Annotated in this window: 23 protein-coding genes; 7 read left to right on the top strand and 16 right to left on the bottom strand. The window is 72.7% G+C overall.

Features of this window, described 5'->3' with window-relative positions; genetic code table 11:
* Nucleotides 1–48: 48 nt before the first annotated feature.
* The 9 genes from J2S59_RS07250 to J2S59_RS07210 form a co-directional block, all read right to left on the bottom strand.
* The gene (locus J2S59_RS07250) at nt 49–1254 is read right to left on the bottom strand and encodes a lysophospholipid acyltransferase family protein (protein ID WP_068123892.1); all 1206 of its coding nucleotides are present in this window, start codon (nt 1252–1254) and stop codon (nt 49–51) included.
* A complete protein-coding gene (locus J2S59_RS07245; RefSeq protein ID WP_068123883.1) occupies nt 1247–2269 on the bottom strand; it encodes an NAD-dependent epimerase/dehydratase family protein in 1023 nt (340 codons plus the stop codon). Before J2S59_RS07245 ends, J2S59_RS07250 begins: the two co-directional genes overlap by 8 nt.
* A gap of 38 nt (nt 2270–2307) precedes the next feature.
* A complete protein-coding gene (locus J2S59_RS07240; protein ID WP_081683056.1) occupies nt 2308–2409 on the bottom strand; it encodes a 30S ribosomal protein bS22 in 102 nt (33 codons plus the stop codon).
* Nucleotides 2410–2687: 278 nt separating this feature from the next.
* Nucleotides 2688–2894 (bottom strand): helix-turn-helix domain-containing protein, encoded by a 207-nt coding sequence (locus tag J2S59_RS07235; RefSeq protein ID WP_068123885.1) that lies wholly within the window; start codon nt 2892–2894, stop codon nt 2688–2690.
* 200 nt (nt 2895–3094) lie between these two features.
* Nucleotides 3095–4246, bottom strand: a complete 1152-nt coding sequence (locus J2S59_RS07230) for an acetoin utilization protein AcuC (protein WP_306825453.1) — start codon at nt 4244–4246, stop codon at nt 3095–3097.
* An 80-nt stretch (nt 4247–4326) separates the two neighbouring features.
* On the bottom strand, nt 4327–5136 hold the full coding sequence (proC, locus tag J2S59_RS07225) for a pyrroline-5-carboxylate reductase (protein WP_068123890.1): 810 nt from the start codon (nt 5134–5136) through the stop codon (nt 4327–4329).
* 9 nt (nt 5137–5145) lie between these two features.
* On the bottom strand, nt 5146–6081 hold the full coding sequence (locus J2S59_RS07220; RefSeq protein WP_220138581.1) for a proline dehydrogenase family protein: 936 nt from the start codon (nt 6079–6081) through the stop codon (nt 5146–5148).
* Nucleotides 6082–6113: 32 nt separating this feature from the next.
* Entirely contained in the window at nt 6114–6902 is a 789-nt protein-coding gene (locus tag J2S59_RS07215; protein ID WP_306824963.1) for a sugar phosphate isomerase/epimerase family protein, read from the bottom strand.
* Nucleotides 6899–7852: a Ppx/GppA family phosphatase gene (locus J2S59_RS07210; protein WP_068118122.1), complete on the bottom strand. Its 954-nt coding sequence runs from the start codon at nt 7850–7852 to the stop codon at nt 6899–6901. Before J2S59_RS07210 ends, J2S59_RS07215 begins: the two co-directional genes overlap by 4 nt.
* Nucleotides 7853–7936: 84 nt before the next feature.
* On the opposite strand from J2S59_RS07210, the gene J2S59_RS07205 reads away from it, so the two are divergent.
* From J2S59_RS07205 to J2S59_RS07195, 3 genes are all read left to right on the top strand, one after another.
* Complete coding sequence (locus tag J2S59_RS07205; protein WP_068118124.1) at nt 7937–8719, top strand: DUF3109 family protein; 783 nt, start codon at nt 7937–7939, stop codon at nt 8717–8719.
* 177 nt (nt 8720–8896) lie between these two features.
* Entirely contained in the window at nt 8897–9535 is a 639-nt protein-coding gene (locus J2S59_RS07200) for a VOC family protein (protein WP_068118120.1), read from the top strand.
* A gap of 62 nt (nt 9536–9597) precedes the next feature.
* Nucleotides 9598–10314 carry a class I SAM-dependent methyltransferase gene (locus tag J2S59_RS07195; protein WP_068118117.1) on the top strand — a complete coding sequence of 239 codons (717 nt, stop codon included), beginning with the start codon at nt 9598–9600 and terminating at the stop codon, nt 10312–10314.
* Between the two features lie 10 nt (nt 10315–10324).
* Here the strand turns inward: J2S59_RS07195 and J2S59_RS07190 are convergent, their stop codons facing one another.
* The gene (locus J2S59_RS07190) at nt 10325–11461 is read right to left on the bottom strand and encodes a LacI family DNA-binding transcriptional regulator (protein ID WP_246360158.1); all 1137 of its coding nucleotides are present in this window, start codon (nt 11459–11461) and stop codon (nt 10325–10327) included.
* 134 nt (nt 11462–11595) lie between these two features.
* Between J2S59_RS07190 and radA the strand changes: the two genes are divergently transcribed.
* Both radA and disA read left to right on the top strand, forming a co-directional pair.
* The gene (gene radA, locus J2S59_RS07185) at nt 11596–13059 is read left to right on the top strand and encodes a DNA repair protein RadA (protein ID WP_306824962.1); all 1464 of its coding nucleotides are present in this window, start codon (nt 11596–11598) and stop codon (nt 13057–13059) included.
* An 80-nt stretch (nt 13060–13139) separates the two neighbouring features.
* Nucleotides 13140–14219 (top strand): DNA integrity scanning diadenylate cyclase DisA, encoded by a 1080-nt coding sequence (disA, locus tag J2S59_RS07180; protein WP_370871477.1) that lies wholly within the window; start codon nt 13140–13142, stop codon nt 14217–14219.
* Here disA and J2S59_RS07175 read toward each other — a convergent pair whose 3' ends face one another.
* A complete protein-coding gene (locus J2S59_RS07175; protein ID WP_181641673.1) occupies nt 14220–15068 on the bottom strand; it encodes a hypothetical protein in 849 nt (282 codons plus the stop codon).
* 94 nt (nt 15069–15162) lie between these two features.
* On the opposite strand from J2S59_RS07175, the gene J2S59_RS07170 reads away from it, so the two are divergent.
* Both J2S59_RS07170 and J2S59_RS07165 read left to right on the top strand, forming a co-directional pair.
* Nucleotides 15163–16059, top strand: a complete 897-nt coding sequence (locus tag J2S59_RS07170; RefSeq protein ID WP_068118738.1) for an iron-sulfur binding domain-containing protein — start codon at nt 15163–15165, stop codon at nt 16057–16059.
* A gap of 101 nt (nt 16060–16160) precedes the next feature.
* Nucleotides 16161–16748: an acyltransferase gene (locus J2S59_RS07165; protein WP_068118720.1), complete on the top strand. Its 588-nt coding sequence runs from the start codon at nt 16161–16163 to the stop codon at nt 16746–16748.
* Here J2S59_RS07165 and J2S59_RS07160 read toward each other — a convergent pair.
* From J2S59_RS07160 to J2S59_RS07140, 5 genes are read right to left on the bottom strand one after another with little or no spacing between them, the layout of a single operon-like run.
* Nucleotides 16735–18024: a nucleotide sugar dehydrogenase gene (locus tag J2S59_RS07160; RefSeq protein ID WP_068118717.1), complete on the bottom strand. Its 1290-nt coding sequence runs from the start codon at nt 18022–18024 to the stop codon at nt 16735–16737. The two genes, J2S59_RS07165 and J2S59_RS07160, sit on opposite strands and share 14 nt — an antisense overlap.
* A 3-nt stretch (nt 18025–18027) precedes the next feature.
* Nucleotides 18028–19596, bottom strand: coding sequence for a glycosyltransferase family 2 protein (locus J2S59_RS07155; RefSeq protein ID WP_068118714.1), 1569 nt, complete (start codon nt 19594–19596; stop codon nt 18028–18030).
* A 23-nt stretch (nt 19597–19619) separates the two neighbouring features.
* Nucleotides 19620–21197: a glycosyltransferase family 4 protein gene (locus tag J2S59_RS07150; protein ID WP_220138345.1), complete on the bottom strand. Its 1578-nt coding sequence runs from the start codon at nt 21195–21197 to the stop codon at nt 19620–19622.
* Nucleotides 21194–22207, bottom strand: coding sequence for a Gfo/Idh/MocA family protein (locus J2S59_RS07145; protein WP_068118711.1), 1014 nt, complete (start codon nt 22205–22207; stop codon nt 21194–21196). The genes J2S59_RS07150 and J2S59_RS07145 overlap by 4 nt, the downstream gene beginning before the upstream one ends.
* Nucleotides 22204–23328 carry a DegT/DnrJ/EryC1/StrS family aminotransferase gene (locus J2S59_RS07140; RefSeq protein ID WP_246360167.1) on the bottom strand — a complete coding sequence of 375 codons (1125 nt, stop codon included), beginning with the start codon at nt 23326–23328 and terminating at the stop codon, nt 22204–22206. The genes J2S59_RS07145 and J2S59_RS07140 overlap by 4 nt, the downstream gene beginning before the upstream one ends.
* Nucleotides 23329–23338 lie beyond the last annotated feature (10 nt).

Here is a 23338-nt window from a genome sequence, read left to right as displayed (position 1 = left end):
CGTCCGCCGACCTACGACGCCGAGGACGTATGACGTCCCGAGCCTGGGTCAGCGGAAGACGGAGCGGCGCTGCATCAGCAGTGAATACAACGTCTGCTGGATCGTCTCGCGCACCTGGTCGGTGACGTTGAAGACCAGCATCGGGTCGTCGGCGGCGCCCTCGTCGTAGGAGTCGGTGCGGATGGGCTCGCCGAACTCGATCAGCCACTTCGACGGCAGCGGCACCAGGCCCAGCGGGCCGAGCCACGGGAAGAGCGGCGTGATCGGGATGTAGGGCACGCCGAGCAGCCGCGCGAGCGAGGGGATGTTGCCGACGAGGGGGTAGATCTCCTCGGCGCCGACGACCGAGCACGGGATGATGGGTACGCCGGTGCGCACGGCCGCCGAGACGAAGCCGCCCCGGCCGAAGCGCTGGAGCTTGTAGCGCTCGGAGTAGGGCTTGCCGATGCCCTTGAAGCCCTCCGGCCAGACGCCGACGAGCTTGCCGCCCGACAGCATCCGCTCGGCGTCCTCGTTGCAGGCCAGCGTCGCGCCGGCCTTGCGGGCGAGGTTGGCGATGACGGGCATGCGGAAGACCAGGTCGGCGCCGAGCGGGCGCAGGTGTCGGCCGGTGTGCTCGTGGATGGCGACGCCGGTCATCAGGCCGTCGATGGGGATCGTGCCGGAGTGGTTGGAGACCACGAGGGCACCACCCTCGGCGGGGATGTTCTCGGCCCCGCGGACCTCGATGCGGAACCACTTCTCCGCGATCGGGCGCAGAACCGCGAGGAAGAACCGCTCGGCGATCTCCTGGTCGAAGCCGTACTCGTCGACCTCGTAGTCGCCGGTGACCCGGTGGCGCAGGAACGCCAGCATCTCGGCCAACTGGCGCTCCCAGTCCTCGCCGAAGACCTCACGGGCGGCGAGGGTGAGCGCGTTGAGCCAGTCGCCCACCGGGATGCCGGGGCGGTCGCGGACCTCGCGGGGCGTGTGCGGCTCGGTCGGGCCGGACGCGGCGTCGGCCGGACTCTCGGCAGCCGGCTGGTCGGCCGTCTCACGGTCGATGGGGGTCGGGTCGCCGGCCTCGGGCGCCGCAGCAGCCTCGACGGCCGGGTCCTCGGGTGACTCCTGCGCCACCGGCTTCGAAGGCACCTTGCGCGGCGCGGCCTTCGCTGCTGGCGCCAAGTCGCGCGCCGCCGAGGACGGCTTGTCGCGACCGGTGCCGCGACCGGGACGACCGCGGGTGCCGAGCGGGATGATCTCCGCGTCAGCCATGAGCACCCCCCGCCGTACCGGACGGGACGACCTGCGACATCAGCAGCCGCGAGGGCGCGGTCAGACCCCCGGGCAGGGAGTCAACGAAGTCGGCGAACGCCTCGGCGCTGGTGTAGTCGGGCCGGAACCCGAGCACCTCGGTGCACGCGGTGGTGTCGACGCCACGGCCGTAGGTGAGGAACTGGACCTGCTCGGCGGAGAAGTCCACGAGCTTGGTCTGGCGCATCAGCGAGCCCACCGAGGTGGCGGCGAAGCCGGGCATCACGATGCTCGGCTTGCCGGTGCGGCGAATCGTCTGCGCCAGTGTCATGACGCCGTCGCCGGCGACGTTGAACGTGCCGTGGACGCCCGCGAGCGTGGCGTGGCGCAGCACGGCGAGCAGGTCGGTCTCGTGCAGGAACTGCAGCCGGGCGTCGAAGCCGAGCACCCGCGGGAGGACCGGCAGCCGGAAGTACTGCGCGAGGGGCGAGGTGATCCGCGGACCGATGCTGTTGGCGCAGCGCAGCGTCGTCACGGTCACGTCGGAGCGGCGGCGCGCGAACCCGCGCACGTAGCCCTCGACCTCGTAGACGTCCTTGGCGTAGCCGCCCTTGGGCAGCCGCTTGGGCGGCATGTCCTCGGTGAACATCGCCGGGTCGCGGCTCGAGGCGCCGTACACCGTGGTCGACGACTTCACGACGAGATGGCGCAGCCCCGGCGCGCGCTGGCACGCCGCGAGCAGCTGCATCGTGCCGATGACGTTGAGCTCCTTCATGGAGCTGCGACCGGCGTTGTCCCCCGGCGTCGCCACGACGCTCATGTGGACGACCGTGTCGACGTCCTCCTTGGCGATCACCTTGGCGATCACCGGGTTGCGGATGTCGGCGCGGACGAACTGGACTCCGCCCAGGTCGCCGCGGGGCGGCGTCACGTCGACGCCGATCACCCGCTCGACGTCGGGCTCCGAGGTCAGGGCTCGCGCGAACCGCAGGGCAAGCTCACGCGAGATGCCCGTGACGAGTACGACGCGCCCCACCGAGTGGTCCGACCGATCTGCTCAGAGCCCGCGCAAGGTCACTTGCCGAGACGACGACGCTGAACGCGCGTCTTCTTCAGCAGCTTGCGGTGCTTCTTCTTGGCCATGCGCTTGCGGCGCTTCTTGATGACGGAACCCACAGGTGGAGCCTCTCTGATGATCAGGCGTCGCTGCACGGTGGTGCAGAACGGGGGCAAGCGTATCCGGGCCGCCCTACTCGGGAGAAACCGAGACGGATCGTGGGCGGTTTCCGAACCGGGCGGCAGTTTCACTTGTCCTGAGTAGCCGAGGGACGAGGCGTATCGAAGGGCCGCCCGACTGACGACACACCCGCTGGTCGAACGAAACTACCGCTGCAAACGCCCGGTTTCGTTCGACAAGTGGTACGCGAGAGGCTGCCGGTGGTGCAGGGCGAGCGTCAGCCCGTCTGGAAGAACGAGCCCTTGAGGTAGTCGTCGACGTCCTTCTCGGTGACCCGGAAGGAACGCCCGACGCGGACCGCCGGCAGCTCGCCGGAGTGGACGAGTCGGTAGACGGTCATCTTGGAGACACGCATGACCTGCGCGACCTCGGCAACGGTCAAGAACTTCGAGCCGGAGAGGTCCCCAGCGCCTGGAGCAGCCATCGTGCACCGCACTTTCTGAGGCCGACGCCCACGGCTTCCCCACCGCGGCCTCACGCCAGCCTGGTGGCGAGGATAGGGGCTGGTGTGACTCGTGGGGAAGGGGTGACGGCCAACCTGGGGAAATTCTTTGCCTTTCTCCGGCGTGTCGCGTGGACAGCCGCCCACCCAGCTGCCCACCGAGCCGCACAGCCAGGCGCCCGTCAGTACCCGTGCACGTTCAGCCCGTGCAGCGGGAACGCCGCCTCGCGGGTGGCCTGGATGGCGCGGTCGAGCCAGGTGTTGGGGTCGTAGCCGTCGCGCCAGTCGCGGTACGCCGGGGTGCGGCCGTCGGTGAGCCGGAACGGCGCCTGCTGCCCCATCGACGTCAGCACGTGGTCGCGCCAGCCGTCGGGGGTGGGCAACGAGGGGTCCAGCGGCGCGCCGCCCACGATCGCCAGCAGGTGGCTCCACGCCCGCGGGACGACGTCGACGATCGCGTAGCCGCCCCCACCGGTGGCGACCCACTTGCCCCCCGCGACCTCGTGGGCGAGCTCGTGCAACGCGAGGTAGGTCGCGCGCTGGCCGTCCACGGTGAGCATGAGGTGGGCGAGCGGGTCCTCGAGGTGGGTGTCGCAACCGTGCTGGGTGACGAGGATGTCGGGGTCGAACTCGCGCAGCAGCTCGGGCACGACCGCGTGGAACGCGCGCAGCCAGCCGGCGTCCGACGTGCCGGGCGGCAGGGCGACATTGACCGCGCTCCCCTTCGCCTCCGGCCCGCCGAGGTCCTGGGGGAACCCGGTGCCGGGGAAGAGCATCTGGCCGGTCTCGTGGAGGCTGATCGTGAGCACGCGCGGGTCGTCCCAGAAGATCCGCTCCACGCCGTCGCCGTGGTGGACGTCGACGTCGACGTACGCCACCCGCTCCGCACCGTTGTCGAGCAGCCACTGGATGCCGACGGCGATGTCGTTGTAGATGCAGAACCCGCTCACCCGCCCGGGCATGGCGTGGTGGAGCCCGCCGGCGATGTTGGCGGCGTGGGTCGCCTCGCCCGTCCACACCTGCCGCATGGCCTCGACAGTCGCGCCGACCACGTGGGCGCCCGCGTCGTGCATGCCGACGAAGACGGGGTTGTCGTCACTGCCCAGCCCGAACGAGTAGTCGGCGCGCCGCGGGTCGCGACCGGCAGCCATCACCGCCTCGAGGAGCGCCGGCGAGTGCACCGTGGCGATCGCGTCGTCGCTCGCGACCGGAGCGGCCACCTGGCGCAGCACGCCGTCGGGGCCGGTCACGCCGAGCTCCTCGGCCAGCCGCATCGTCAGGTCGACGCGCACCGGCGCCATCGGGTGGGTCGGGCCGAAGTCGTAGGTGGTCATCACCGGGTCGAACACGACCACCGATCCGCCCGGGCAGGCGACCGGGTCAGCAGGCACGGCGGGCTCCAGCGGCATGGGGGTCAGGCGCTCCCCTCGGCCAGCGCGCGCGAGCGGTCCCGCGCCGCCTCCATCGCGACCAGGAACGCCGCGCGCACCTTGTGGTCCTCGAGCTCGCGTACGGCGGCAGCCGTGGTGCCTCCCGGCGAGGTGACGCGCTCGCGCAGGACGGTCGGGTGCTCTCCGGTCTCGCGCAGCAGCTTGGCCGAGCCAACGACGGTCTGCACGACGAGGTCGGTGGCGGTCGCGCGCGGCAGTCCGAGGTGGACGCCGGCCTCGATCATCGACTCGACGACGAAGAAGATGTACGCCGGACCCGACCCGCTGATCGCGGTCACGGCGTCCTGCTGCCGCTCCGGCACCCGCAGCACCTTGCCGGTCGCCGCCAGCACGGCCTCCGCCTCGACCAGGTGGGCCTCCTCGCACACCGAGCCGGCGGAGATCGCCGCCATCCCCTCGTCGACCAGCGCGGGGGTGTTGGGCATGACGCGGATGACGGCCACCCCGGCGGGCACCCGCTCCTCGATCCAGGCGGTGGTGATGCCGGCGGCGAGCGAGACCAGCAGCTGGCCCGGGCGCAGCACGGGGGTGATCTCGGCGAGCAGGTCGGCCATGTCCTGCGGCTTGACCACCAGCAGCACGGTCTCAGCCTCGGCGGCCGCCTCGCTGTTGCCCAGGACGCGTACGCCGTACCTCTCCTGGAGCTCGGCGGCACGCTCGGTGCGCTTCTCGCCGACCAGCAGCGAGTCGGCCGGGCGTCCGCCGCGCAGCATCCCGGAGAGCAGGGTCTCGCCCATCACTCCCGCACCGAGGATCGCGACGTTCGCGCCCATGGCTCTCCCCTACCTCGTCGACACCAGTGACCGAGCGAACAATGTCAGGTTGGACGGCCGCTCCGCGAGACGTCTCATGAGGTATCCGTACCACTGCGCGCCGTACGGCACATAGACGCGGACGGTCTCGCCGCGCTCCGCGAGCCGCCGCTGCTCGTCGGGGCGGATGCCATAGAGCATCTGGAACTCGTAGGTGCCGGGGCGGCGTCCGTGGCGAGCGGCGAGCGCCGAGGCGATCTCGATCAGGCGCGGGTCGTGGGTCGCGACCATCGGGTAGCCGGCGCCGGCCATGAGGATCTTCAGGCAGCGCACGTAGGCCCGCGCGATGTCCTCGGGGTCGGTGTGGGCGACGTCGTCGGGCTCGGCGTACGCGCCCTTGCACAGCCGCACCCGGGAGTCCTCGTGGGCGAGCGTGCGGCAGTCGGAGACGGTGCGGTGCAGGTAGGACTGCAGCACCGCGCCGGTCTCGGGGAAGTCGCGCCGCAGCTCGTGCACGATCATCAGCGTCGCGTCGGTGACCGCGTGGCTCTCCATGTCGATGGTGACGGTGGTGCCGGCCCGGCGCGCCGCCCGGCAGATGCGCTGGGCCTGCTCGAGCGCGAGCTGCGGCCCGTCGTCGGGCAGGGCCAGTCCGAGCGCGGTGAGCTTGACCGAGACCTCCGCCCGGTGCGCGAGGCCCTCGTCGGCCAGCGCCGTCAGCAGCTCGTGGTAGGCGTCGACCGTCGCCCACGACTGGGCGACGTCGAGGGTGTCCTCGCCGAGGTGGTCGAGGGTGACGTGCAGCCCGTCGGCGGCCAGCTCGCCGGCCACGCGTACGGCGTCGGCCGTGGTCTCGCCGGGGACGTAGCGCTCGACCACGCCCCGGGTCACCGGCGTCCGCACGAGGGCGTCTCGCACCCGGTCACTGCGCGAGAGCGCCAGGATCGGCTCACGGAGCAGGGACATGCCGGTCAGCGTACGTCGGCGCCCTCGCGGTCTCAGCGCTCGGTGGCGAAGTGCAGGCGGGCGAAGGCCAGCGACTCCAGCAGGTCGGCCTCGCGCTGGGCCTTGTCGGCCTTGCGGGTGTTGATCTCCAGCACGACGTGTCCCTCGAACCCGGTGCCGGCGAGGTGCTCGAGCAGCTCGGCGGCGGGCTGCCTGCCGCGCCCGGGGACGAGGTGCTCGTCCTTGGCCGACCCGCTGCCGTCGGTGAGGTGCAGGTGGCGGAACCGGTCGCCGAGCCGCTTGACCAGCTCGAGGGAGTCGGTCTGCGCCGTCGCGGCGTGGGAGAGGTCGACGCAGGTGTTGGCGTAGCCCTGCTCCGAGGGGTCCCAGCCGGGTTGGTAGACCTGCAGCTCGCGCTTCGACGAGGCGCGCCAGGGATACATGTTCTCGACCGCGAACGCGATGCCGGTGCGGGCCTCCAGGTCGGCGATCCCCTCGACGAAGCCGGCGGCGTACTCCCGCTGCCACCGGAACGGCGGGTGTACGACGACGACGTCGGCGCCCACGGCGTGGGCCATCTCGGCGCTGCGCTCGAGCTTCACCCACGGGTCGGTGCCCCAGACCCGCTGGGTCACCAGGAGGGTGGGCGCGTGGATCGAGCAGACCGGCACCTCGTGGTAGTCCGAGAGGTGCTTGATCCCGTCGACCTCCTGGCTGACCGGGTCGAGCGCGACCATCACCTCGACGGCGTCGTAGCCCAGGCGCGAGGCGTAGGAGAACGCCTCGGCAGCCGACTCGGGATAGACCGAGGAGGTCGAGAGGGCGAACAGCGGGCCGGTCACGCTCCCGCCAGTCCTGCCCGGACGCTGAGCCGGTCGAGCCGCTCGAGGATGACGCCCTCCCGCAGCGCCCACGGGCACACCTCCAGCTCGGTGAACCCGAAGATGTCGAAGACCCCCTCCGCGACCAGGGCGCCGGCCAGCATCTGGTGCGCACGGTTGGCGGCCACCCCCGGCAGGGCCGCGACCTGCTCGTGGCGCATCGCGGCCAGCTTCGGGATCCACTGCGCGAGCTCGGCCGCGGGCAGGATGCGGGAGACATACGGCCCCTGCGCCGACGGCGCCGCACCGCAGATGCGCGCTAGAGAACGCAGCGTCTTGGACGTCGCGACGGCGTGGTCGGGAGCGCCGCCGCGCAGCAGCGACCCGGCGTCCTTCGCGACGGCTGCGCGGATGCTGCGGCGTACCTCCCGCAGCTCGTCGTCAGTGCGCGGCCGGTCCTCGCGGAACCACCGTCGGGCCAACCGCCCGGCGCCGAGCGGCAGCGTCCACGCCACCTCGGGCGCCTCGTCGAGGCCGGCGGCGATCTCGAGCGACCCGCCGCCGATGTCGATGACCGCGAGCCGGCCCGAGGACCAGCCGAACCAGCGGCGTACGGCGAGGAAGGTCAGCCGCGCCTCGTCCTCACCGTGGACGACGTCGAGGGTGATGCCGGTGCGCTCGCGCACGAGGTCGAGGACGGCGTCGCTGTTGGTCGCATCGCGCACCGCCGACGTCGCGAAGCCGATGACCTCCTCGCAACCCTTCGTCTCCGCGACCTCGAGGGCCGTCCCGACGAACGCCGCGAGCGTCTCGGCCGCCACCTGGCTGATCGCCCCGTCGTCGTCGATGCTCTCCGCGAGCCGCAGCGGCTCCTTGAACGAGTAGGCGGGCAGGGGGGCCGCGCCACCACGGGCGTCCACGACCAGCAGATGACCGGTGTTGGAGCCGATGTCGAGCACGCCCAACCTCATGCGGGCCACGGTACCGGCCGGGCACCCGACCGGACGCCGGGCGGGCGCTGGGGCGGCGGCGTACGGCGACGTAGGGTGACCGCCGTGCCCGAGGTCGACCTGGTGTTCCCACGTGCGTGGGTGGAGTTCGAGGACCCCGCCGACCGCGGCGACGGCGGTCAGGTCTTCCGCTGTGACATCACGTGGCTCACGTCCAGCTGGACCTGCATCTTCGGTGGCGGGTGCGCCGGCATCAGCGCCGACCGCCCCGACTACGGCTGCTGCACCCTCGGTGCGCACTTCGCCGACGACGAGGACGAGGAGCGCGTCGCCGGCTGGGTCGACAAGCTCGAGCCCGAGCACTGGCAGATGCACGAGGTCGGCCGGCCCGACGGCAAGCGTGGTGTGAAGCCCAAGCGCCGGCAGTGGGTCGAGATCGAGGACGGCGAGCGCAAGACCCTGGTCCACGAGGGCGTCTGCGTGTTCTTCAACCGCCCCGGCTTCCCCGGCGGCGAGGGCTGCGCCTTCCACCACCAGGCCGAGCGCGAGGGCGTGCACTTCGTCGAGACCAAGCCCGACGTCTGCTGGCAGCTGCCGATCCGCCGGCTCTTCCGCGAGGTGGAGATCACCGACGGCACCACCTACACCGAGGTGACGATCACCGAGTACGACCGGCGCGGCTGGGGCCCCGGCGGCCACGACCTCGACTGGTACTGCTCGGGCAACACCGAGGCCCACGTCGCCCCCGAGCCGGTCTACCTCTCCAACGCTGCCGAGCTCATCGCGCTCATGGGGCAGCCGGCGTACGACGAGCTGGTCGCGCACTGCGAGGCGCACCTGCGCTCCCGCTCGCTGCTCGCCATCCACCCCGCCTCGCGGCACTCCTGAGCGGCGTGCAGTTTCGCTACACGTGTAGCGAAGTCGCCACTGTGTACACGTTCCAGTCGGCGTGTCGCGCAACTTCGTATACACAGTCCCCCCGAACCGCGGTACGCCGCACCCGGCACGGCCGCCGGATCGACCCCCGATTGGGAGTCCGGCAACGACACGGGTGACAATGCCAACATGCGCCTGGACCACCTGTCGTACGCCGCCGGACCCGACGGACTCGCGAGCACCGCGCAGCGTCTCGGGGAGCTTCTCGGGGAGGAGTTCGTCGACGGCGGGCTGCACCCGCGCTTCGGCACCCGCAACATGACCCTCGCCCTGCGCGACCGGGTCTACGTCGAGATCGTCGAGGTGCTCGACCACCCCGCCTCCGACAAGGCCCCGTTCGGCCAGGCCGTGCGTGCCCGGTCCGAGCTGGGTGGCGGTTGGATGGGCTGGGTCGTGCGGGTGCGCGACATCGAGAAGTACGAGGAGCGCCTGGGCCGCAAGGCCGTCCCCGGCAACCGGCACCGCCCCGACGGCACCGAGCTGGTGTGGGAGCAGATCGGCGTGAAGGGCCTGCAGTCCGACCCGCAGCTGCCGTTCTTCGTCAAGTGGCTGTCCCCCGAGGAGGACCGTCCGGCGGCCAACCCGTCGGGCGCGATCTCGCTGGAGTGCCTGGAGATCGCCGGCGACCCGCAGCGCGTCAGCGAATGGCTGGGCCACCCGGTCGACGAGCCGCTGGAGGACGTGAAGGTCGAGTGGGTCGCCCCGCACGGCACCCCGGGCCTGCTCGCCGCCCAGTTCCAGACCCCCAACGGCCTGGTCCGGATCTAAAGCGACCACCCCTGAGCGCACCCCGGCCCGGCGGCGTGCCGCGCCCCGCACCACCCTCGACCGTGCCCGGCACCTCGCCGGGCGCCGTACCCTCGCCCAACATCTGGCACCACACCGCGACGTACGAGATCGAGAACCGCGCGGTTGACCCGGATCGGCGCATCGAGGCCGCCATGCTGCGGCTCGGCTCTTGGGAGGGACGCGACCTGCTCGACCTCGGGTGCGGCACCGGCTTCCACCTGCCGCGCTGGGCGGGCGAGCAGGGCTTCCCGGCGGCCCGGTCCGTCGTCGGCGTCGAGCCCCATCCCGGCCTCGCGGCGATCGCCCGTCGGCGTACGGCGAAGCTCGGCACCGTCCGCGTCCTCCAGGGAAGCGCCACCGACCTGCCGCTGCCGCCGGCCTCGGTGGACGTCCTGCACGCACGGTGGGCCTACTTCTTCGGTCCCGGCTGCGAGCCCGGGCTGCGCGAGTTCGACCGCGTGATGCGTCGCGGGGGTACGGCGTACGTCATCGACAACGACGCGACGCGCTCGACCTTCGGGGCGTGGTTCAGGCGGGGGTACGGCGACAAGGTGGATCCGCCCGCCGTTGAGCGGTTCTGGGCTCGCCACGGATGGAGCCGCGAGCCCATCGACATGGGCTGGAGCTTCGAGTCCCGCGAGGACCTCGAGGCGGTCGTGCGCATCGAGTTCGCGCCGGCGGTCGCCGAGGAGATCATCGCCGAGCACGAGGGGTTGAGCGTCGACTACGCCGTCAACCTGTGGTGGAAGCAGTACTGAACCGGGCCCCTCAGCTGGTCTCCCGCACCACCAAAGTGGGCTGCAGCAGCAGCCCCGGCTCCTCGATGGGCCGGTGGTTGAGCAGCTTCTCGAGTCGCTCCCCGATCCCGAGCGCGACCTCCTCCAGCGGCTGGCGCACCGAGGTGAGGGCGGGCGAGACGGTCTGGGCGACCTGGGAGTCGTCGAAGCCGACGACGGCGACGTCGCGACCCGCGACCAGCCCGCGCTCGTGCAGCGCCCGCATCGCCCCCATGGCGACCGTGTCGCTGACGCAGACCAGCGCCGTCGGCTTGCGGGCGTCGATGAGGGCGTGGGTGGCGCGCCGGCCGTACTCCATCGTGCCGTCGCCGCGCACGCTCAGCCGCGTGGTCGACAGACCGCGGGCGCGCATCGTGCCCATCCACCCGGCACGCCGGTCCTCACCGATGGGCTGGTCGGCGGTCCACCCCAGCCAGGCGATCACCTCGTGGCCACGATCGGCGAGGTGGGAGGTCGCCTGCGCCACGCCGGCGGCGCCGTCGACGTCCACCCACGGATGGATCGCCTCGGCCTGGTCCCACGGGCGCCCGAAGGCGACGAAGAGCGCGCCGCGCTGCTGGAGGTACTCCACCTGCGGGTCGCCGCGGTAGGTGTCGGTGACGACGAACGCGTCGACGGCCGTCGAGCGCAGCATCCGCGCGTAGCCGCGCTCGGAGTCCGTCGGGTCGGAGGCGAAAAGCAGGACGTGGTAGCCCATCTCGCGCGTGGCCTCGACCAGCGTGTGGACGAACCGGTCCATCAGCGCATTGGCCGTGCCCTCCTGCGCGGGCTCGAACGGCAGCCCGATCAGGCGTGTGGTGCGGGTGCGCAGGGTGCGGGCGGCGAGGTTGGGCGAGTAGCCGAGATCGGCGATCGCGCGCTCCACCTTGGCCAGGGTGTCCTCGGCCAGCAGGGCGGGGTTGTTGATCGCGTTGGAGACCGTCTGGCGCGACACCCCGGCGCGCGCTGCGACCGTGGCCAGGGTCGCCGGGCCCTCGGGCGTACGGCGATCGGTGGCGCGGACCACCCTGCTGCCGCGCGTGCCGCCGTCTCGTCTGCCACCGCGTGCCATGCGCCCGCGCCCCTCCGTCATGCCGTACGCCGCCCACCCGGTGTCTTGACTGGGCACAACCAGGCTGTCTGGATCGATCCAAGCAGCGTCCCCGCATGATCCGCCGCCGGTACGCCGCCCGTCAAACGCCCGTCCCTGCGCTGGGGACGGCTTCCGCGCCGATGTCGGTGCCGTCGCCTACCGTGCACGTCATGAGTGGAGCCTCTCGAGCCGCGCGCGCCCGCACGACGTACGCCTGCTCCGAATGCGGCTGGGAGACCGCCAAGTGGGTCGGGCGCTGCACCGGGTGCCGCGCGTTCTCGACGATGGTCGAGCGGACGGTCGCTGCGCCCGCTGCCGGCCGGCCCGCGACCCAGGCGACCCGGCCGACGCGGCCCGCCCGTCCTGTGGGCGAGGTCTCGCGCGAGCGCACCCGCCGCATCCGCACCGGCCTCCCGGAGTTCGACCGCGTCCTCGGCGGTGGGCTGGTCGCAGGCCAGGTGCTGCTGCTCGCGGGCGAGCCCGGCGTCGGCAAGTCGACGCTGCTGCTGGAGGTCTCCCAGGCGTTCAGCGCCGGCCCCCGCGGGGAGAAGCGCGGGCCGGATGCCCAGCCACGCACCGTCCTCTACGTCTCCGGTGAGGAGTCGGCCGAGCAGATCGGCGTACGCGCGGAGCGGGTCGGTGCCGACAGCCCCGGGCTCCTGGTCGCCGACGAGACCGACCTCGACACCGTCCTGGGCCATCTCGACGCGACGTCGCCGGCACTGGTGGTCGTCGACTCGGTGCAGACCGTGGCGTCGGTGACGATCGAGGGCCGTGCCGGTGGGGTCGGACAGGTCACCGGCGCCACCCAGGCCCTGACGTCGTGGGCCAAGCGCGCCGGGGTGCCGATGCTGCTGATCGGGCAGTCGACCAAGGACAACAACGTCGCCGGCCCCCGCTCGCTCGAGCACCTCGTCGACACCGTGCTCACCTTCGAGGGCGACCGCCACACCGCCCTTCGGCTGCTGCGTGCGGTCAAGAACCGGTTCGGGCCGGCCGAGGAGGTCGCGTGCTTCGAGCAGCGCGACAGCGGGCTCTTCGCGGTCTCCGACCCGTCCCAGCTCTTCCGCGCCCAGCGCGACCAGCCCGTCGCCGGCACCTGCACGACGATCTCGATGGAAGGCCGGCGCCCGCTCGTCGCCGAGGTGCAGGCGCTGGTGTCCAAGAGCAGCACCCCGCAGCCGCGGCGGGCCGTCAGCGGCGTCGACCACGCCCGGCTGGCGATGCTGCTCGCGGTGACGGAGAAGTACGGCGGCGTGAAGCTCGGCGAGCTCGACGTCTACGTCGCCACGGTCGCGGGGCTGCGGCTGACCACGCCGTCGTGCGACCTGGCCGTCACCTTGGCGATCTGGTCGGCCCTCACCGACATCGCCTTGTCCCGGCACGTCGCGGCGGTCGGCGAGGTCGCGCTCTCCGGTGACATCCGCCCCGTGCAGGGGTTGGGCCAGCGGGTCGCCGAGGCCGCCCGCCTCGGGTTCACCCGGATCCTGGTCCCGCCGATCGCCGATCGCGGCGAGCTCCCCGCCGAGCTGCGCAACGACACCGGGGTCCGGCTGGTCGAGGTGGGGACCCTCGCGAAGGCCTTCAAGGCGGCCCAAGTGGTCCCGCCCGCGGCGCCTCGCCAGCCGGCTTGAGTCCGGGGTGAGTCATCCACCCGCCGCTGTCCCTACACTGAGCCGGAGTTCATGACCGGCGAGGGGGCAGGTGGGTGGCAGTGACCAGCAGCGCGGACGACGCCTCGAGACTGCGCAGCACCCTCGCGTCGATCGCCCCCGGCACGACCCTGCGCGACGGGCTCGAGCGCATCCTGCGCGGCCGGACCGGCGCCCTGCTGGTCCTCGGCAACGACAAGGTCGTCGAGTCGATCTCGAGCGGCGGGTTCACCCTCGACGTACCCTTCACCCCGACCGGCCTGCGGGAGCTCGCGAAGATGGACGGCGCGATCATCCTCGACCGCGACGCCACGCGGATCGTGCGCGCGGCGGTCCATCTCATGCCCGACCCGACGATCTATTCCGAGGAGACCGGCACCCGGCACCGCACCGCCGACCGGGTCGCGCGCCAGACCGGCTTCCCGGTGATCTCGGTGTCGCAGTCGATGCAGATCATCGCGGTGTACGTCGACCAGACCCGCTACGTGCTGGAGGACTCCGGGCAGATCCTCTCGCGCGCCAACCAGGCCCTCGCGACCCTCGAGCGCTACAAGCTCCGGCTCGACGAGGTGTCCTCGACCCTGTCGGCACTGGAGATCGAGGACCTCGTCACCGTCCGCGACGTCGCCGTCGTCGCCCAGCGCCTGGAGATGGTCACGCGGATCGCCCGGGAGATCGAGGACTACGTCGTCGAGCTCGGCTCCGACGGCCGGCTGCTCGCGCTCCAGCTCGAGGAGCTCATCACGGGCGTCGACGTCGAGCGCGAGCTCGTCATCCGCGACTACCTCCCCCAGGGCCGTCGCAAGCGCAGCACCGAGAGCGTGCTCGCGGAGCTCGAGGGCCTCTCCCCCACCGAGCTCGTCGACGTCCCCGCCGTCGCCCGCGCCGTCGGACTCGGGATCAGCGAGCACCTCGACGCGGCGGTCTCGCCGCGCGGCTACCGGCTGCTCGCCAAGGTCCCGCGCCTGCCGCAGACCGTCGTCGAGCGGCTCGTCGAACACTTCGGCAACCTGCAGAAGCTGCTCTCCGCCGGCATCGACGACCTGCTCACCGTCGAGGGCGTCGGCGAGCTGCGCGCCCGCTCCGTGCGTGAGGGGCTGTCGCGCCTCGCGGAGTCGAGCATCCTCGAGCGCTACGTGTGATCAGTCCTGCGCGGCGCCCTCGGCCTGCTGACGCTTCTTCTTCTGCTGCGCAGGCTTCTCGTCCTGCGGCTTCGCCGCCTGGGTCTTGGGCTTCTTCGGCTTGATCGTCTTGGTGATCACGGGAGCCGAGGGGCGGCGCAGGCGGAACTGCACCTCGGTCGGCTGACCACCCAGGGCCGCGGTCAGCACGTGGTAGTAGCCCGGCAGCGCCCACTTGGTGTTGCCGGTGCACTCGGCGTTGGAGCGGCGACCGTTCCAGGTCATGCTCACCACGGCCGGGGTGTCGCGGCGTACGACGACGTCCTGCGTCGGCACCGTGCGCGGGCACTCCTGGCTCGTCCAGATCCGGTCGGGTCCCGACGTCAGCTTCACCACGACGGTCTTGGGCGAGACGGTCCAGGTGCAGGCCTCCGACAGCGAGCTGGTCAGCTCCAGGTCGATGCGTACGCCGCCACCGGCGCTCGCGCCCTCCACCTTGGGCGTCACGCGGACGTCGGGGTCGAGACACACGCCCTTCGGCTCGGGCAGCGGCGGCGGGGTGTTCTTCGCCTTCTTGCCCTTGCCCTGCTTGCCCTGCTTGCCCTGCTTCCCCTTGTCCTGCTGGCCGTTCGCCTCGGCGGCCTCGCCAGCCTCCACGGCTGCGTCGTCGGTCGACGTCGGCTCCGCGAGCTCGACGCTCGCCGGACCGCCGACCTGCCGCGCGGTGGGGGCACCGGGGTCCTGGGGCGCCTGACCGAGCAGGGTCTTCACGCCGAGGACCAGCGCCAACGCCACGCCCAGGACGAGGAGCCGACGGGTCCAATACACGCGGGCGGGCAGGGGGCCGCGGGGGCGCGCGATGCCAGGCATGGTCGCACCGTAGTCAGCCGCGGACGCGTGGTGGCGGAGGCGCACCGACGCCTGCCGTCCCGCTGGCGAGCGACCCGCCCTACGATCGGCGCCGATGCCGCCCGCCGCCGACCCCGACCTCCAGCCCGAGGTGCTCCACGACACCGTCCTCGGTTGGTACGCCGACCACGCCCGCGACCTGGCGTGGCGCCGGCCGGGCGCCAGTGCATGGGGCGTCGTGGTCAGCGAGTTCATGCTGCAGCAGACGCCGGTCGCGCGGGTGCTGCCGGTGTGGGAGACGTGGATGGAGCGCTGGCCGACGCCCGCGGATCTGGCTGCCGAGCCGAGTGGCGAGGCCGTCCGCGCGTGGGGACGCCTCGGCTACCCACGCCGCGCGCTGCGCCTGCACGCCGCGGCGACGGCGGTGGTCGAGGAGCACGGCGGCGCGGTGCCGTCGTCGTACGCCGAGCTGATCGCCCTGCCGGGCGTCGGCGACTACACGGCAGCGGCGGTCGCGTCGTTCGCGTTCGGGCAGCGCCACGTCGTGCTCGACACCAACGTGCGGCGGGTGCACGCCCGCGTCCTGGGCGGGGTCGAGTTCCCGGCCGCCGCACCCACCCGGGCCGAGCGCGACCGAGCCGCCGCGCTGCTCCCCGACGACGAGGCCGAGGCCGCGACCTGGGCGGTGGCCGTGATGGAGCTCGGCGCCCTGGTCTGCACCGCCCGCGCTCCCGCCTGCGAGCGGTGCCCGGTGGCCGACCTGTGCCGCTGGCGCGCCGCCGGCTACCCGGCGTACGACGGCCCGCCCCGCAAGGTGCAGGACTACGCCGGCACCGACCGGCAGTGCCGCGGCCGGCTCCTCGCCGTGCTCCGCGACAGCGAGGGACCCGTCCACCGGTCGCGCCTCGACGCCGCCTGGCACCTCGACGACCAGCGCGAGCGCTGCCTCGCCTCGCTGCTCGCCGACGGGCTGGTCGTCGCCACCGGCCCCGCGACGTACGCCCTCCCCTGACCGCCCCCTGACCGCCCCCGCCCCCGTCACTCCCCTACGTCAGCGTCGTCTGCCTGGCTGCGGGGCAACGCTCACGTAGGGGAGTGTCTAGGATCCGGCGCATGGCGATCCGCATCCAGCCCACGGCCCAGGTCGACGAGACGGCGCAGGTCGGGGAGGGGTCCTCGGTGTGGGAGCTCGCCCAGATCCGCGAGGGTGCGCAGCTCGGGGAGCAGTGCGTGGTGGGCCGCGGGGCGTACGTCGGGTCCGGGGTACGCATCGGCGACCGCTGCAAGCTGCAGAACCACGCGCTGGTCTACGAGCCCGCCGAGCTGGGCGACGGCGTCTTCGTCGGGCCGGCAGCGGTGCTGACCAACGACCAGTACCCGCGCGCGGTCGCGCCGGACGGCTCGCTCAAGAGCGCCGCCGACTGGGAGCCCGTCGGGGTCACCATCGAGGACGGCGCGTCCATCGGCGCCCGCGCGGTCTGCGTGGCGCCCATTCGTGTCGGCGCGTGGGCGATGGTCGCCGCCGGCGCGGTCGTCACCAAGGACGTCCCGGCGCACGCGCTCATGGTCGGCGTCCCCGCCCGCCAGATCGGCTGGGTCGGCCGCGCCGGCCACCGCCTCCAGGAGCGGGACGGCGCCTGGGTCTGCCCGGCGACGGGCGAGGAGTACGTCGAGAGCGAAGGCGCGCTCAGCCGCCGATGACGAGGCGGCGTACGCCGTCGACGTCCCACGCCGCGGCGTCGGTGACGCGCCGGCCGTCGACCAGCACCCGCACGCCCGGCAGGTCCGCCGGGGTCAAGGACGCGTACGCCGCGTGGTCGGCCTGGATCACCGCGGCAGCGACCTCCTCGCCCCGGTGGGCGGGCAGGTCGTGGGCCTCGAGCTCCTCGGGGGTGTACATCGGGTCGCTGACATAGACGGTGGCCCCGCGCCGCTGCAGCTCGGCCACCGTCGGGAAGACGCCGGAGAACGCGGTCTCCTTCACCCCGCCCCGGTACGCCGCACCCAGCACCAGCACCGCGGTGCCGGACAGGTCACCCTGGGCAGCAGCGAGCAGGTCGACGGCGTACGTCGGCATCAGCGCGTTGGCCTCGCGGGCCGCGCGGACGACGGTCGCCTGGGGGTCGTTCCACAGGTAGATGCGCGGGTAGATCGGGATGCAGTGCCCGCCGACGGCGATGCCGGGGCGGTGGATGTGGCTGTAGGGCTGGGAGTTGCAGGCGTCGATGACCAGCTCGATGTCGATGCCGCGGGAGTCGGCGAACCGCGCGAACTGGTTGGCCAGCCCGATGTTGACGTCGCGATAGGTCGTCTCCGCCAGCTTCGCGAGCTCGGCGGCCTCCGCCGTACCCAGGTCCCAGACCCCGTTGGGACGGGGCAGGTCGTCGCGGTCGTCGAAGGTCAGCACCTGCTCGTAGAAACGCACGCCGGCCTCGGCGGAGGCGGCGTCGATGCCGCCGACCAGCTTCGGGTAGCGGCGCAGGTCGGCGAAGACCCGCCCGGTCAGCACCCGCTCGGGGCTGAAGACCAGGTGGAAGTCCTCCCCGGGCGTCAGCCCGGAGCCCTCGGCCAGCATCGGCGCCCACCGGTCACGCGTGGTGCCGACCGGCAGCGTGGTCTCATAGCTGACCAGCGTGCCGGGCTTCAGGCCGCGCGCCACCTCCCGCGTGGCCGAGTCCATCCACCCGAAGTCGGGGATGCCCTCGGCGTCGACGAAGAGCGGCACGACCAGCACGACCGCGTCGGACTCGGCGACGGCGGCCGCGGTGTCGGTCGTGGCCCGCAACCGCCCGTCACCCACGGCAGCGGCGAGCTTCTCGGCGAGCTGGTGCTCCCCGGGGAACGGCTCGGTGCCGGCGTTGACCAGGTCGACGACGCGCGCGTCGATGTCAGCGCCGACGACCGTGTGTCCGGCGTCGGCGAACTGGACCGCCAGCGGCAGCCCGATCTTGCCCAGCGCCACCACACAGATCCGCATGTCTCACCCTTCGTCGCGTCGACCGGTCACCCGTTGTTTGAGCCGGGTCAGGATGCCACGGGGTGCGTCCGCGACCGACAGTGCGGTCAGCGGGGCCGCCCACCGTCGTCGCTGCCCGTCGCGCACGGCGATCGTGCCGCCGACATAGACCCGCGCGCCGCGCGCCATGCGCTCCTGCAGCGACGGACCGCTCGCCGGCGGGGCCACCTCGAGGACGTACGCCGTACCCTCCCGCACGAGCGATCCCTGCGGGGCGGTGTCGTGCTCGCCGGCGCTGCCCACCCACACCTGCGGGAGGTCGGTGGAGGCGGGATCGAGCGGCAGCTCGACCTCGGCCCGCAGGCCGCCCGGCTCGCACTGCCAGCGGTGCACGACGGTCTGGGTCTGGACGCGCCGGTTGAGTGCCTTCGCCCCGAGGGCGAAGTCCTTGTCGCCCAGGCCAGCGCGCTCGGCCGCCGGGGTCCGCAGGACCGGGAGCGCGGACAGCGCGCGGCCCTCGGTCAACAGCACCGGCGGCTCGTCCTCACCGTCGAGCGCGTCGCGCAGCTGCGCGAGCGCCTCCACCTCGCCGGCGAACGCGAGCCGCAGCCGCACGCGCGCGGCGACGCCGAGCTTGCGGTCGAGCTCGGGGGTGTACCACCGGTCGGCGATCCGGCGTACGGCGGTGAGCAGCTCGTCGCGGTCCTCGGCGGGCAGGTCCGCGAGGGTGGGTGGCAGGAGCCGGTTGAGCTCCCAGGTGAAGTGCCGCACGAGGAAGTGGGCACGCCCCTCGGCGGGGACCAGCTCGGCGATCGCCTCGATGAGCCGCTCGGTGTCGGCCACCCGCCGCCGGTGGTCGACGCCGTAGGTGATGTTGGAGTCGTCCTCGCGGCGGATGACGTAGTAGCAGTCATAGCTGCCCAGCACCGCGACCTTCCCGGTCAGGCAGGCGCGCAGCGTGAAGGGCTGGTCGGACCCGATGCGCATGTCCTCGCGGTAGCGCAGGTCGAGGTCCTCGATGTGGGAGCGCCGGAAGAGCTTGGAGTTCGCCAAGGTCCAGCGCAGGTGTCGCCCGAACGGGTCGATCGACTCGTGGTCGTGGCCGAAGAGCGCGTTGGGCACGAAGCGACCGACGCCGACCTGGGCACCGATCACGACGTCGGCGTCGGTGCGGTCACCGTGGGCGACGAGCCGCTCCAGCGCCTCGGTGCCGAGCCGGTCGTCGGCCCCGACGAAGTAGACCCAACGGCCGCGGGCCCGGTCGAGCGCCACGTTGTTGGGGCGTGCCGGACCGCCGGAGTTCTCCTGGTGCACCACGGTGAGCAGCTCCGGGTGGCGCGCGGCGTACTCGTCGAGCACCCCACCGGACCCGTCCGTCGAGCCGTCGTCGACCGCGATGACCTCGACACTGCCGGGTCGGGCGCGGTGCAGGCTCTGCTCGACGAGCGAGTCGAGACACTCCACCAGGTAGGGCATCGTGTTGTAGACCGCGACGACGACCGTGACCTGTGGGTCCGAGCCGGGGACCGAGCCGGGGTCCGAGCCGGGATCACTCAGGGCAGCCTCCGACTGCACCTCCCGCCCCTCCGCCATGGGCATGATGCTAGAGGGTGCGCTCAGGCACGGGGCGCACCCGGTAGACCGAGCACGCGACGGTAGACGCCGTCGAGGACGTCGGCCTGCGCCTCCCAGGTCCACCCCGCCAGCAGCCCGGGCGCGTCGTACGCCGCACGGTAGGGCGCCGGATCGGCGAGCACCTTCCGCACCGCGCTCGCGAGGTCCTCGACCGATCCAGCGGTGAACACCTCGCCCTGGCCCGTCCGACGGGTCATCTCGGCCATCGCCCGCACGTCGCTGACGACGATCGGCAACCGCGCGTGGGAGTACTCGAAGAACTTGGTGATCAGCGCGATCTCGTGGTTGGGCCAGTGCTCGATCGGGATGACCCCGAGGTCGGCCCCAGCCAGGTAGTCGACCACCTGGTCGAAGGGCACGTACGGCGCCAGGTGCAGACGGTCGGCCACGCCCAGGGCTGCCGCGCGCTCGACGAGGGAGCGCACGTAGTCACCGTCGTTGGCGCTCACCACGAAGCAGCAGTGCACCTCCGGCACGAGGGGAAGCACCTCCACCATCAGGTCGAGTCCGCGCTGCGGTGCGGCGGCGCCGCTGTAGACCATGAGCGGCGTGGTCGGCTCGACGCCGCACGCTTCCCGTAGGGAGGGGGGCGGTGCTTGCGCGTCGTCGGCCGGCTCGACCACGGGTGCGTTCAGCACGATGGTCGGTCGCTCGGCCAGACCGTGCTCGGCGATCAGCAGGTCGGCGAGCTCCTCGGAGACGGTGACGACGGCGTCGGCGTACGGCGCGTGCTGGCGCTCGTGCGCCATCTGCGCGCGGTGCCACTTCGCGCCCGGCGTCCAGGGCTTCAGGCCGGGCAGGAACTCGTGCGCGTCCCACACCAGCGGCACGGTCCGGCCGCGCTCCCGGGCCCGGGTGACCGCGCGCGCGCCCACGCCGAGCATGCGGAAGTCGTTGGCATGCACGAGGTCCGGGTCGAGCTGGTCGATCACCTCGGCGTACGACAGGTGGAAGTCCCACAGGTGCGGGTCGAGGCGCTGCCAGGCCCGCTCCCCGAGCAGGCGCTGCCACCACCACGCGCTGACCCGGTCCGCGGCGGTGTCCTGGCCCGCGCGGCGCGTGCGCAGCACCTCGGTGCGCCGGGCGCGCAGGTCGGTCCAGGAGTAGCGGAGCTTGGCCCAGCCGCGAGCGGGGATCAACGGCCACGTGGGCCGGGGTGCGCCGTCACGGGGGAACTGACGCTCCACGATGCGCTGGCGCACGTCCTCACGCCGCGCGCGTGCCTCCTGCTGACGTCGCTCGGAGACGACGTAGAGGGGGTACGACAGCGGCGAGCGGAGCCGCGCGCGACGCAGGTCGCCGTACCGGAAGCGCATCGCGGTGGGCACGGGCACCAGCCGCACCCTCGCGTCGCCGATGCGCCACCGCTGCTCGCGACCGGGCTTGCCCCGCCCGAGGAGGACGACGTCCCAGCCGCGTGCGGCCATCGACGCGGCCTGCTTCTGCACCCGCGAGTCGCGACGGACGTCGTTGTCGACCAGCATCACCACCCGCGGCAGGCGGCGTCCGCCGGCCGCACCCCGGCCGGCCCCCCGCTCGCTCGCCGGCACAGTCGTCATCGCACGCCTTGGTCGGGCAGGCGCACCGACTCGCTCGACCGGGCGGACGCGAGGACCGCTGCCGCGACCTGCACCGTGCGCAGCCCCTGCTCCAGCGTGACGATCTTGTCCAGCGCGCCGTCGAGACCGAGTACGGCGTCGCGGAACCTCTCGTTCTCCACCAGCAGCGGCTCGCGCTTGGTCAGCGCGAAGCGGGTGCTGTCGCCCTCGGAGACGCCGCGGAAGGCGGCGATCGCCTCCCAGCCGATCGGCTGGGAGCCGTTGGCGTGGAAGGTGAGGTCGGCGGTGAGGGTGTCGGCGATGAAGGCACCCTTGTCGCCGGTGACGACGGTGGTGCGCTCCTTGAACGGCGTCAGCCAGTTGACGAGGTGGCTGGTGATGACGCCGTCGGCGAGCCGACCGGTCACGCTGACCATGTCCTCGTGGGGGTTGTCGGACTTGTGGAAGGTCTGGGCGGCCACCTGCACGAACGGCTGACCGGTCACCCAGGCGGTGAGGTCGATGTCGTGGGTTGCCAGGTCGAGCACGACCCCGACGTCGCTGATGCGCTGCGGGAAGGGGCCCTGCCGTCGGGTGACGACCTGGTAGACCTCGCCGAGCTCGCCGGCCTCGAGGCGCGAGCGCAGCGCCTGCAGCGCGGGGTTGTAGCGCTCGATGTGGCCGACGCCGGCGACGATCCCGCGGGAGCCGAACGCCTCGACCAGCGCCGCGGCCTCCTCGGGGTCCTTGGCCAGCGGCTTCTCGATCAGCGCGGCCACGCCCGCCTCGGCCAGCCGCAGTCCCACCTGGTGGTGCAGCGCGGTCGGGCAGGCGACGACGACGTAGTCGGGGCGGAGGGCCAGCAACTCGTCGAGCTCGGCCAGCACGTCGACACCCATGACCGCGCCCTGGTCCTGGGCCTGCGGGTCGACGATGCCGACCAGCTCGACGCCGCCGAGTCCCTTCAGGATGCGCGCGTGGTTGCGTCCCATCGAGCCCAGCCCGATGAGGCCGGCGCGCAGCGTGGTCATCGGCGTACCGCCTCGAGGGCATCGGCGACCGCGGCGACGACCCGGTCGACCTCGGCCTCGCTCAGCGCCGGGTGGACCGGCAGTGACAGCACCTCGGCCGCGGCCTGCTCGGTGGCCGGCAGATCCCAGTCGCGGTTGTGGGGATGCGCGTCGGGCAAGAAGGGACGCAGCCGGTGGATCGGGGTCGGGTAGTAGACCGCCGAGCCGACGCCCGCCTGCTGCAGCTGCTGCTGCACGGCGTCGCGGTGGCCGTCGAGGATGCGGACGGTGTACTGGTGGTAGACGTGCGTCGCCTCAGCGGCGACCGGCGGGGCGACGACCCCGTCGAGCTCGGCGAGGCCGGCATCGAGGCGGGCGGCGTTGGTGCGGCGCTGCTCGTTCCAGCCCGCCAGCTTGGCCAGCTGGACCCGCCCGATGGCGGCAGCGACGTCGGTGAGGCGCATGTTGGCGCCGACGACCTCGTTGGCGTAGCGCTGCTCCATCCCCTGGTTGCGCAGCAACCGCAGCATCCGCGCGGTCTCAGCGTCCGCCGTACTGACCATCCCGCCCTCGAGCGAGTGCATGTTCTTCGTCGGGTAGAAGCTGAACGCCGCCGTACGCCCGAAGGAGCCGACCGGGCGCCCGTCCCAGACCGCGCCGTGGGCCTGCGCGGCGTCCTCGATGACGGCCAGGTCGTGCGTGGCCGCGAGCTCGCCGATCGCGGTCATGTCGGCCGGGTGGCCGTAGAGGTGCACCGGCATCACTGCGCGCGTCCGCTCGGTCACGGCTGCAGCGGCGGCGGCCGGGTCGATGCAGTACGACGCGGGGTCGATGTCGACGAACACCGGGTCGGCACCGACCAGCCGGATCGCGTTGGCCGAGGCGGCGAAGGAAAACGACGGCACCAGCACCTCGTCCCCCGGCCCGATCCCCATCGCGAGCAGCCCCAGGTGCAATGCCGAGGTGCCGGAGTTGACGGCCACGCAGTGGACACCGCCGACGAAGGCGGAGAACTCCTCCTCGAAGCCCTTCACCTCCGGGCCCTGGACCACCATCCCGCTGCGCAGCACGCGGACCGCGGCCTCGATCTCGGCCTCGCCGATCTCTGGTTTGGCCGGGGGGATGAAGGAAGAGTCAGACACGTGCGGGATG

The sequence above is a fragment of the Nocardioides massiliensis genome (assembly GCF_030811215.1).
GTDB lineage: Bacteria > Actinomycetota > Actinomycetes > Propionibacteriales > Nocardioidaceae > Nocardioides_A > Nocardioides_A massiliensis.
Note: the sequence above shows the minus strand (reverse complement) of the source record. Positions and strands in the feature narration are given on the sequence as shown.

Excerpts from the sequence above, each read along its gene's own strand:
- J2S59_RS07150 (WP_220138345.1), bottom strand. The coding sequence starts at position 21,197 with ATGACGACTGTGCCGGCGAGCGAGCGGGGGGCCGGCCGGGGTGCGGCC.
- J2S59_RS07250 (WP_068123892.1), bottom strand. The coding sequence starts at position 1,254 with ATGGCTGACGCGGAGATCATCCCGCTCGGCACCCGCGGTCGTCCCGGT.
- J2S59_RS07165 (WP_068118720.1), top strand. The coding sequence starts at position 16,161 with ATGGCGATCCGCATCCAGCCCACGGCCCAGGTCGACGAGACGGCGCAG.
- radA (WP_306824962.1), top strand. The coding sequence starts at position 11,596 with ATGAGTGGAGCCTCTCGAGCCGCGCGCGCCCGCACGACGTACGCCTGC.
- J2S59_RS07145 (WP_068118711.1), bottom strand. The coding sequence starts at position 22,207 with ATGACCACGCTGCGCGCCGGCCTCATCGGGCTGGGCTCGATGGGACGC.
- J2S59_RS07170 (WP_068118738.1), top strand. The coding sequence starts at position 15,163 with ATGCCGCCCGCCGCCGACCCCGACCTCCAGCCCGAGGTGCTCCACGAC.
- J2S59_RS07230 (WP_306825453.1), bottom strand. The coding sequence starts at position 4,246 with ATGACCACCTACGACTTCGGCCCGACCCACCCGATGGCGCCGGTGCGC.
- J2S59_RS07220 (WP_220138581.1), bottom strand. The coding sequence starts at position 6,081 with ATGTCCCTGCTCCGTGAGCCGATCCTGGCGCTCTCGCGCAGTGACCGG.
- J2S59_RS07200 (WP_068118120.1), top strand. The coding sequence starts at position 8,897 with ATGCGCCTGGACCACCTGTCGTACGCCGCCGGACCCGACGGACTCGCG.
- proC (WP_068123890.1), bottom strand. The coding sequence starts at position 5,136 with ATGGGCGCGAACGTCGCGATCCTCGGTGCGGGAGTGATGGGCGAGACC.
- J2S59_RS07155 (WP_068118714.1), bottom strand. The coding sequence starts at position 19,596 with ATGGCGGAGGGGCGGGAGGTGCAGTCGGAGGCTGCCCTGAGTGATCCC.
- J2S59_RS07235 (WP_068123885.1), bottom strand. The coding sequence starts at position 2,894 with ATGGCTGCTCCAGGCGCTGGGGACCTCTCCGGCTCGAAGTTCTTGACC.
- J2S59_RS07160 (WP_068118717.1), bottom strand. The coding sequence starts at position 18,024 with ATGCGGATCTGTGTGGTGGCGCTGGGCAAGATCGGGCTGCCGCTGGCG.
- J2S59_RS07210 (WP_068118122.1), bottom strand. The coding sequence starts at position 7,852 with ATGAGGTTGGGCGTGCTCGACATCGGCTCCAACACCGGTCATCTGCTG.
- J2S59_RS07175 (WP_181641673.1), bottom strand. The coding sequence starts at position 15,068 with ATGCCTGGCATCGCGCGCCCCCGCGGCCCCCTGCCCGCCCGCGTGTAT.